Annotated in this window: 6 protein-coding genes; 3 read left to right on the plus strand and 3 right to left on the minus strand. The window is 74.7% G+C overall.

Going from position 1 to position 9,128, the window contains the following annotated elements; all coding sequences use genetic code 11:
• Window positions 1–7 precede the first annotated feature (7 nt).
• The gene (locus ABZ806_RS16125) at window positions 8–3,364 is read left to right on the plus strand and encodes a DUF4132 domain-containing protein (RefSeq protein ID WP_500218062.1); all 3,357 of its coding nucleotides are present in this window, start codon (window positions 8–10) and stop codon (window positions 3,362–3,364) included.
• 11 nt (window positions 3,365–3,375) lie between these two features.
• Window positions 3,376–5,538, plus strand: a complete 2,163-nt coding sequence (locus tag ABZ806_RS16130) for a DUF4132 domain-containing protein (protein ID WP_500218063.1) — start codon at window positions 3,376–3,378, stop codon at window positions 5,536–5,538.
• Here ABZ806_RS16130 and ABZ806_RS16135 read toward each other — a convergent pair.
• The 3 genes from ABZ806_RS16135 to ABZ806_RS16145 are packed head-to-tail and all read right to left on the minus strand — an operon-like array spanning window position 5,535 to window position 8,235.
• Window positions 5,535–6,785 (minus strand): hypothetical protein, encoded by a 1,251-nt coding sequence (locus tag ABZ806_RS16135; RefSeq protein WP_500218064.1) that lies wholly within the window; start codon window positions 6,783–6,785, stop codon window positions 5,535–5,537. The genes ABZ806_RS16130 and ABZ806_RS16135 overlap by 4 nt on opposite strands.
• Before the next feature lie 34 nt (window positions 6,786–6,819).
• On the minus strand, window positions 6,820–7,923 hold the full coding sequence (locus tag ABZ806_RS16140; protein ID WP_500218065.1) for a cystathionine gamma-lyase: 1,104 nt from the start codon (window positions 7,921–7,923) through the stop codon (window positions 6,820–6,822).
• 21 nt (window positions 7,924–7,944) lie between these two features.
• Window positions 7,945–8,235, minus strand: a complete 291-nt coding sequence (locus ABZ806_RS16145; protein ID WP_500218066.1) for a helix-turn-helix transcriptional regulator — start codon at window positions 8,233–8,235, stop codon at window positions 7,945–7,947.
• A 65-nt stretch (window positions 8,236–8,300) separates the two neighbouring features.
• On the opposite strand from ABZ806_RS16145, the gene map reads away from it, so the two are divergent.
• Window positions 8,301–9,074, plus strand: coding sequence for a type I methionyl aminopeptidase (map, locus tag ABZ806_RS16150; protein ID WP_500218067.1), 774 nt, complete (start codon window positions 8,301–8,303; stop codon window positions 9,072–9,074).
• Window positions 9,075–9,128 lie beyond the last annotated feature (54 nt).

Raw genomic sequence — 9,128 nt, forward strand, 5'->3', positions numbered from 1 at the left:
TGGCGCCATGAGCACGAGGGGGCCGGGGACGGCCGACGAGGACACCTGGGAGATGCCGGACGCGTGGCGGCAGCTGGTCCATCCGCGCCGCGACCGGCCGGGGCGACCGGCGGTACGCACCGACGGCGCCGCGCTCCGGACGTTGCGGGCGCTGCTGGACGCGGCGCGAGGCCCTGTCGAGGACGTCCTGGCCCTGCCCGGCACGGTGCCCGCGCTGGCCGGGCACGCCCGCGCCTACCTGGCCGGCGAGCCCGACCCGCTCGGTGCCGCGGTGGCCGCCGAGGTCGCGCTCTCCGAGGGCGGGTCGGCCGAGCTCGGCGGCAAGGCCACGATCCCGGACGCCTGGGCCGCCGAGCACGGCCTGCCGTTCGCCGCCTGCGCCTACGCGGAGCTGGCGGCCTTCACGCTCGACTACTGGCAGGCGGGGCTCCAGCGGACGTGGACCGGCGTCCGCGACTTCGTGGCGTCCGACTACACCGGCGGCTGGTGGACGAAGGAGCGGACGGCCCGGCATCTGCGCGCGCTGCTGGCCGCCGCCGGCGACGACGTGTACACCGAGGCGGTCGAGCGGCTGGCGGCCCGCCGGCGGACGCCCGTGCAGCGGCTGATCGTCTCCTACCTGGTGCCGACCCGGCTGGACTGGACCGACGAGCTGTGCGCGGACCCCGCGATCGAGGCCCTGCCCGTCCACTCCGACCCGCGCTGGATGCTGTTCTGCTCGCTCGGCGCCCCGCACCAGGTCGACGCCGACCGCCTCCCGCTCGGCTACCGCGACCGAGCTCTGAGCACCCTCGCGACCCTCGTCGACGGCATCGGACCCGCCGGCGCGGTGCCGCTGCTGACCGGCGCCCTGGACGGCGAGTACCTCGGGACCGACGCCAAGCGGACCATCCTGGGCGTCCTCGCCGCACTGCCCGGCGACGGGGCGTTCCAGGCCCTGATCGACCGGCTCGGCGACCGCCACGTCCCACCCGTGATGCTGGCCGCCGCCGGGTCCTTCCCCGCGCGCGCGATGCGGCTGCTGGCCGCGTCGTCCGCCGCTCCGGGGGTGGAGCCGGTCCTGCGGCAGCACGTCCTCACCCACCCCGATCTGCTGGGGGAGATGCTGCCGGAGCTGCCGGAGGAGTCCCGGGCGGCGATCGAGGGACTCCGCGACCCCGGCGCCCGGGTACCGGAGGCGCCGCCCGAGGCGCTGCCGCCGCTGCTCACCGCCCCGCCGTGGACCCGTCCCCGGACGAAGGCCAAGCCCGTCGTCATCAAGGACGTGCCGTCGCCCGGCACGCGCTCGATCGCCTGGAAGCCGGGGGAGCGCGACGCCTGGCGGGCCGACCTGCACCACCGCTGGCGCTGGGCGGAGCGCCTGGACTGGAACGTCCAGGCCGCGAAGTTCCGGAAGGGGGAGCTGCCCGCCTTCCAGGAGATCGCGTTCCTCGTGGAGGCGCCCGAGGAGCTGGTGCGCCCGCTGCTCGCCGACTGGAAACCGTCCCACGCGTGGATGATGGAGGAGGCGGGCCCCGTCCTCGCGGCCCGGTTCGAGCTGGACATGCTGGACGGCGCCGTCCGCCTGGCGCGGCTGGGCCCCGCGAACTACGGCCGCCTCCTCCTGCCCTACCTGAGCGATGACGTCGCGCGGCTGATGGCCGACTGGCTCGCCCGGCTCAAGCAGGCCGGGAAGACGGCGCGCACCTGGTTCGGCCGGCACGGTCTCGCGGCCGTCCCGGCGCTGCTGCCGGACGCGCTCGGCAAGGCCGGCAACGCGCGCCGGGCCGCCGAGGGCGCGCTGCGCGTCATCGCCGCGCAGGACGGCGCCGAGGCGGTCATCGAAGCGGCCCGGGTTCACGGAGACGGGGCGGCCGGGGCGATCGAGGCCGTCGTCCACGCCGACCCGCTCGACGTCCTGCCCGCGAAGGTCCCGGCCACCGGGGGCTGGGCCGACGCGCGCCTGCTCCCGCAGCTCCTCCTCCGCGGCCGCGCGCACGCGCTCCCGGCCGCCGCCGCGCAGCACGTGGTGACGATGCTCGCGATGTCCAAGCCCGGCGCGGAGTACGCGGGGGTGGACGCCGTCCGCGAGCTGTGCGACCCCGAGTCGCTCGCCGGATTCGGCTGGGCGCTGTTCCGCGCATGGGAGGCGCAGGGGGCGGCGTCCAGGGACGGGTGGGCGCTGGCGCAGCTGGGGCTGACCGGCGACGACGGGACCGTCCGCGGCCTCACCCCGCTGATCCGGGCGTGGCCGGGCGAGGGCGGGCACGCCAAGGCGGTCTCCGGCCTGGACGTCCTCGCCGCCATCGGCACCGACGTCGCCCTCATGCACCTGCACGGCATCGCGCAGCGCGTGAAGTTCAAGGGGCTGAAGGGCAAGGCGCAGGAGAAGATCGAGGAGGTCGCCGCCGAGCTGGAGCTGACCGCCGACCAGCTCGCCGACCGGCTCGTCCCCGATTTCGGCCTGGACGCGGACGGGAGCATGACCCTCGACTACGGCCCGCGCCGCTTCACCGTCGGGTTCGACGAGCAGCTCAAGCCGTACGTGACCGACGAGGACGGCAAGCGCCGCAAGGCCCTCCCCAAGCCGGGCGCCAAGGACGACCTTGACCTCGCGCCCGCCGCCTACAAGGCGTTCTCCACCCTCAAGAAGGACGTGCGGACCGCCGCCGCCGACCAGATCCGCCGCCTGGAGGCGTGCATGGTCATGCGGCGCCGCTGGCCGGTACGGGAGTTCGAGGAGCTGCTGGCCGGGCACCCGCTCGTCCGGCACATCGTCCGGCGGCTGGTGTGGCTCGCCTGCGAGGGGGAGGGGGACGGCGGCAAGACGACCGCGTTCCGCGTCGCCGAGGACGGCACCTACGCCGACGCGGACGACGACGTGCTCACCGTCGCCGACTCTGCGGCCGTGGGCATCGCGCACCCCATCGACCTGGACGGCGCGCTCGACGCCTGGGCGGGCGTGTTCGCCGACTACGAGATCCTGCAGCCGTTCCCGCAGCTCGGGCGCCCCGTCCACCGGCTGACCGAGGCGGAGGCGGCGTCCGGGCGGCTGGCCCGCTTCGAGGGCGTGACGCTCCCGGTCGGGAAGGTCCTCGGGCTGACGTCGCGCGGCTGGCGGCGCGGCGAGCCGCAGGACGCCGGCGTGGAGTGCTGGATCTCGCGGCCGCTGCCCGGCGGCCGGAACCTCGTCATCGAACTCGACCCGGGCATCGCCGTCGGCGCCCCCGACGTCCTGCCCGACCAGACGCTGGAGACGGTGGGCCTGGCCGCCCGCCCCGACCAGTTCTGGGTCGGCAGGTCCGCCCCCACGGGCACGTTCGCCGACCTCGACCCCGTGACCGCCTCCGAGGTCCTCGCCGACCTGTCGACGCTGACCCCCTGAAAAGGAACGACATGGAACTGCCGAAGGCACTGCTGACCCCGCCGTGGGTGCGCGAGCCCGCCCCGGAACCGTCCGGCGGCGCGCCGACCGTCCTGCCCGGCCTGGAGGCGCCGGACGGCCGCGCGATCCGCTGGGCGCCGGGCGAACGCGAGGAGTGGGCGGCGACCCGCCCGTACAAGTCCTGGCGGGACGGCGAGTGGGAGGAGGCCGCCGAGCAGTTCCGGGACGGCCGGATGAGCTACGAGCCCACCCGGGCCGCCTTCCTCGCCGGGGCCCCCGAGCACCTCGCCCGCCCGCTGCTGGCCGGCTGGCAGCCGAAGGTCACGTGGGACTTCGGCCACTCGCTCCGGCCGATCGTCGCGCGGTTCGAGACCGACGCCTGGGACCTGTCGCTCCGGCTCGCCAAGCAGAACCCGTACGGGACGGGCCCGGTGCTGATGCCGTTCCTGTCCGCCGACGTCGTCCGCCTGGTGGCGGACTGGCTGTACCGGCTCAAGTCGGCGCAGCGCCTCGCCGCCGGCTGGTTCGACCGGCACGGCCTGGACGCCGTCCCCTACCTGGTGCCGGATGCGCTCGGCAAGCGCGTCGGCCCCCGCCGCAACGCGGTCAAGGCGCTGCGGGCCGTCAAGGGCGACGTCGCCGGGGCCGCCCGCGTCCACGGGGACGAGGCCGCCGCCGCGGTCGCCGCGCTGCTGGCCGCCGCACCGCCCGCCGCCGCGCGCGCCCAGCCCCCGTACAAGCCGCCGCCCCTGCCCGGCTGGCTGGACCTGGGCGCGCTGCCCGCCCCCGCGCTGACGGGCGGCGGGGAACTGCCGGCCGAGGCGATCCGCACGGTCCTGCTCGCCATGACGGTGCCGGACAGCCGGGGCATCGACGTCGCCCCGGTCCTGGACGGGGCCGCCGAAGTGTGCGAGGCGGAGTCGCTCACCGCGTTCTGCTGGGCGCTGTTCGAGGCGTGGGAGGCGGCCGGGTTCCCCGGCCGCAGCGGGTTCGTGCTGTCCATGCTCGGACGGTTCGGCGACGAGGCGACCGCCCGCCGCCTCACCCCGCACATCAAGAAGTGGCCCGGCCAGTCCGGCGGGCACGGCCGCGCGGTCCACGGGCTCGGCGTCCTCGTCCAGATCGGCGGCGACACCGCCCTCACCCAGCTCGACGCCATCGCGCGGACGGCGAAGTACAAGGGGCTGAAGGCGGAGGCGCAGCGCAGGCTGGCGTTCGCCGCGAAGCGGCGCGGCCTGACGCCCGACCAGCTCGCCGACCGCCTCGTCCCGGCCTTCGGCCTGGACGAGGGCGGCGCCCTCACCCTCGACTACGGGCCGCGCCGGTTCACCGTCGGGTTCGACGAGCAGCTCAAGCCCACCGTCGCCGACGAGAAGGGCACGGCCCGCAAGACGCTGCCCAAGCCCGGCGCCAAGGACGACCCCGGCCTGGCGCCCGCCGCCTACCAGCGGTTCGCGGAGCTGAAGAAGGAGCTGCGGGCCGTGGCGTCCGTCCAGGTCGCCCGGCTGGAGTCGGCCATGGTCATGGGCCGGGAGTGGACGGCCGCCGAGTTCGGCGAGTACGTCGTCGGCCATCCGCTGGTGCGCCATCTCGCGCGGCGCCTGGTCTGGCTGAGCGGCGACCGGGCCTTCCGCGTCGCCGAGGACCTGACGCTCGCCGACCTGACCGACGACGCGGTGGAGCTGCCGGAGTCGGCGGAGGTCCGGATCGCGCACCCGGTGGAGCTGGGCGCGACCCTGGACGCGTGGTCGGAGGTGTTCGGCGACTACGAGATCCTGCAGCCGTTCCCGCAGCTCGGGCGGCCCGTCCACGCCCTCGCCGACGGGGAGGGCGCGGACGGCCGGCTCGCCCGGTTCGAGGGCCTGACCGTCCCGACCGGCAGGCTCCTCGGGCTCACCCGGTCCGCCTGGAGCCGGGGCGCGCCGCAGGACAACGGCATCGAGCACTGGATGTCCTGGACGCTCGCCCCGAACGCGGTCGTGGTGCTCGACCTGCGGCCCGGCATCGCCGTCGGCTACACCGACCTCAACCCCGAGCAGAGGATCGAGCACGTCTGGATCGGGAAGTCGGCGGGCGACTACGCGCCGTCCCGCGTCGTCGAGGACGGCTTCGCCGACCTCGACCCGGTCTTCGTCTCCGAACTCCTCGCCGACCTGACGTCCCTGACGGGCTAGGCGAAGCGGCTGCTCGGCACCGGGCCGGGGGAGCGCACCGCGTCCCTCGGCCCGGTGAGCCAGTGGCCGCGGAGGGCGCCGGCGAATCCCGCGAGGGCGCCGTCCGGGTCCGGCGGCGCGCCGTCCTCCTCGAACGTCTCCGGCTCCGCCTCGACGATCTCCTCGGCCAGCAGTTCCGCGGGACGCTCGTCCGGCGGCACCTTCTCGGTCTCGCGGTCGGCCGTGACGCGCAGCCGCTCGCCCCACGGCGGCACCGCCACCTGGTGCAGGAACCCGGTGACGTCCGCGCCCACGACCGGCGGGCCGGTCCAGCAGGACGCGTGCTCGAACAGCACCTGCCCCTCGGCCCGCTCCCGCAGCCCCTCGACCTGCGTCTCGTTCAGGTCGTAGGCGACGACGAGCGCATCGGGGCGGCCCGGCGCGAACGGCTCGGCGGGCAGCCCGAGCAGCCGCGCCGCCGCCAGCCCGAGGATCCGGCTCGACCGGTCCGGCAGCAGCCCGACGGACGCCGGCCGCCGGCCCGCCGCGTCCAGGACGAGCCGCAGCCGGTCCAGGCTCCGCCGGCAGGCGGCGAAACTGTCGGACATGTAGGCGAACCGGCCCGTCATCCCATCGCCGAAACCGTACGGCGAAATGGTGGCGAGGAAACTGCCGCCGAGCACGAAATGCCAGCCGCGCAGATCCGTCGAATCGAGCGGGCCGACGCCGCGGGCCGCTCGCGCCCGCGCCGTCATCCGGGCGAGCCGCTCATGGGCCGGCAGCCAGTCGCCGTCGTCCGGCACGGGCAGCCGCGCGGACTCCCGCTCGGCCCTCTCCAGGTCTCCGGACAGCAGCGCGTTGTAGGCGAGCAGGTAGCGCGCGGGCCACGGGTCGAGCGAATCCACCCGCGGCTCCAGCACCGCGACCGTCTCGGCGTGCCGGTTCTCCCGCTCCAGCGCGGAGACGAGCTCCATGACCAGTACGGGCTCGTCCGGCATCAGCTCCACCGCGCGCCGCAGCGCCGGGATCGCCAGGAACGCGATCCCGCGCTCGACGCACGCGTAACCGAAGTCGTAGAGCTGCTGCGGCTCCTGCTCCCGCACCAGCGCCGCGGCCGCCTCGCGCATGTCGTCGAATCCGGACAGCCCGGCCGCGCCCTCCATGAGCCGCGCCACCTCGCGCAGTTCCATGCCTTCGGCGTTGAACCGCAGATGCCGGATCAGCCCGGCGATGTCGCCGCTTTCCAGAAGTGCCCGCGCGTCGCTCATGGCGGGCCACGCTACAACGGCGCGCCCCGGCGGTTCACGGGATTTTCTCCAGCGCCTGGAGAACGTCGGCGACGAGATCGGCGGTGTCCTCGATACCGACGGAGAAACGGATGAACCCGGGTTCGACGGCGTCTCCGCCCCACCGGCCGCGCCGTTCCGCCGAACTGTGCACGCTGCCGAAACTGGTGGCCTGCATGACGAGCCGCAACGACCCGAGAAATGTCTCGGCGGCGTCTTCGCCGGGCAGCGTGAAGGAGACGACGCACCCGAACCGGCGCATCTGCCGGGCCGCGGCCTCATGCCCCGGATCGTCCGGCAGCCCGGGATACCGGAGCCCCGAGACCCGCCCCCTCAGCGCCTCCGCGAGCGCCAGTGCATTGGCGGCCTGCCGGTCCAGCCGCAATTGCAGCGTGGCCAGCGACCGGTGGGCCAGCCATGCCTCCATCGGCCCGGGAATGGCGCCCACGGTCTTGCGCCACACCCTGATTCCGTCCGCCAGTGCGGGATCGCGTGTCGCGACATGCCCGAGCAGCAGATCCCCGTGCCCGGTCAGCGCCTTGGTGTCGCTCGCGACCGAGAAATCGGCGCCCAGATCCAGCGGCCGCTGCCCGAGCGGCGTGGCCAGCGTATTGTCGACCGCCACCAGTGCCCCCGCCGCGTGCGCGGCCTCGGCGACCCGCGCGATATCGCACACGTCCAGCCCCGGATTGGACGGCGACTCGACCCACACCAGCCGGGCCCCGTCCACCGATCCGATCTGCGCGTCCCCGGCGGTGGGCGCCATCCGCACCACCGCCCCGTACGATTCCAGCCGCCCCGTCAGGGACCGGGTCACCTGGTAGCAGTCATCGGGCAGGACGACCACGTCGCCGGCCTTCACCTGCGACAGCAGCACGGCCGCGACCGCCGCCATTCCGGAGGAGAACGAAACGACCTCGGCGCCGCCCTCCAGTTCCCCGATCGCCCGCTCGAGCAGCGTCCACGTCGGATTGGTGTCGCGCCCATAGGTGAAAGGGCCGCTCGCCTCGCCGGCCAAATGGTAATGCGCCGCGAACACCGGCCCCGGCAGCCCGGGGGTGTGGTTCTCCGCCCGCGGCCGTCCGGCCCCCACCGCCAGCGTCCCGTCCCCGGTCTCCATCCGCGCCTCCCAGTACGACTCCTACGAGGCCACCCGCGTACCCGCGTCGCCCGGGACGGCGCCGCGCTCGGCGTGGTTGATCTCGGCCCACACCGCGTCGAGCGAGAGACCCAGGACCCCGGCGATCGCCGCGATCGTCGGGAAGGCCGGGGTGGCGACGCGACCGGACTCGATCTTCCGGAGGGTCTCCGGCGAGACGCCGGCGTCCAGCGCGGTATCGAGCATCGGGCGTTCCCCCCTGGCGCGGCGCAGCACGGCACCGAGGCGCTGCCCGCGTTCGACCTCCGCGGGAGTGAGCGGCAACCTGACCATGCCGCCTATTCTAATACCGGGATACTATGGCCGGGATAGTTATTGGTCACCGTGGAAGGCAGTACATGATCGAGATCCTGAGCGCCACCGACCTGCCCCGGGCGAGGGACGCGGGCGCACTGGTCGCCGGCATCCTGCGGAACCTCAAGAGCCGCACCGGGGTCGGCACCAACCTCCGGGACATCGACGAGTGGACCAAGGCCATGATCGTCGAAGCCGGAGCGGAGTCCTGCTACGTCGACTACGCGCCGTCCTTCGGGCGCGGCCCGTTCGGGCACTACATCTGCACGTCGGTCAACGACGCGGTGCTCCACGGGCGCCCCTACGACTACACCCTCGCCGACGGCGACCTGCTCTCCCTGGACCTCGCCGTCTCCAAGGGCGGCATCGTCGCGGACTCCGCCATCAGCTTCGTCGTGGGCGACGCGCGGCCCGCCGAGAGCCTCGCGATGATCAGCGCGACCGAACGCGCCCTGCGGGCCGGGATCGCCGCCGCCGGGCCGGGCTCCCGCATCGGCGACATCTCCCACGCCATCGGCTCGGTCCTGAGCGAGGCGGGGTACCCGATCAACACCGAGTTCGGCGGTCACGGCGTGGGATCGACGATGCACCAGGACCCGCACGTGTCGAACACCGGCAGGCCCGGCCGCGGGTACAAGCTGCGCCCCGGCCTCCTGCTGGCACTGGAGCCCTGGATCATGGCCGACACCGACGAACTCGTCACCGACGCCGACGGCTGGACGCTCCGCAGCGCGACGGGCTGCCGGACGGCCCACAGCGAGCACACGATAGCCATCACCCCCGACGGCCCCGAGATCCTCACCCTGCCGAGAGCATGAACCCCCGGCGGACGCCGTCCCGGACGCCCGGCTGATCGCCGGCGCCGCCGCGCC

It is taken from the genome of Spirillospora sp. NPDC047418 (assembly GCF_040643275.1).
Taxonomy (GTDB): Bacteria; Actinomycetota; Actinomycetes; order Streptosporangiales; family Streptosporangiaceae; genus Spirillospora.

Coding starts and splice junctions, on each gene's coding strand:
- ABZ806_RS16125 (WP_500218062.1), top strand. CDS start 8: ATGAGCACGAGGGGGCCGGGGACGGCCGACGAGGACACCTGGGAGATG.
- ABZ806_RS16135 (WP_500218064.1), bottom strand. CDS start 6,785: ATGAGCGACGCGCGGGCACTTCTGGAAAGCGGCGACATCGCCGGGCTG.
- ABZ806_RS16145 (WP_500218066.1), bottom strand. CDS start 8,235: ATGGTCAGGTTGCCGCTCACTCCCGCGGAGGTCGAACGCGGGCAGCGC.
- ABZ806_RS16130 (WP_500218063.1), top strand. CDS start 3,376: ATGGAACTGCCGAAGGCACTGCTGACCCCGCCGTGGGTGCGCGAGCCC.
- ABZ806_RS16140 (WP_500218065.1), bottom strand. CDS start 7,923: ATGGAGACCGGGGACGGGACGCTGGCGGTGGGGGCCGGACGGCCGCGG.
- map (WP_500218067.1), top strand. CDS start 8,301: ATGATCGAGATCCTGAGCGCCACCGACCTGCCCCGGGCGAGGGACGCG.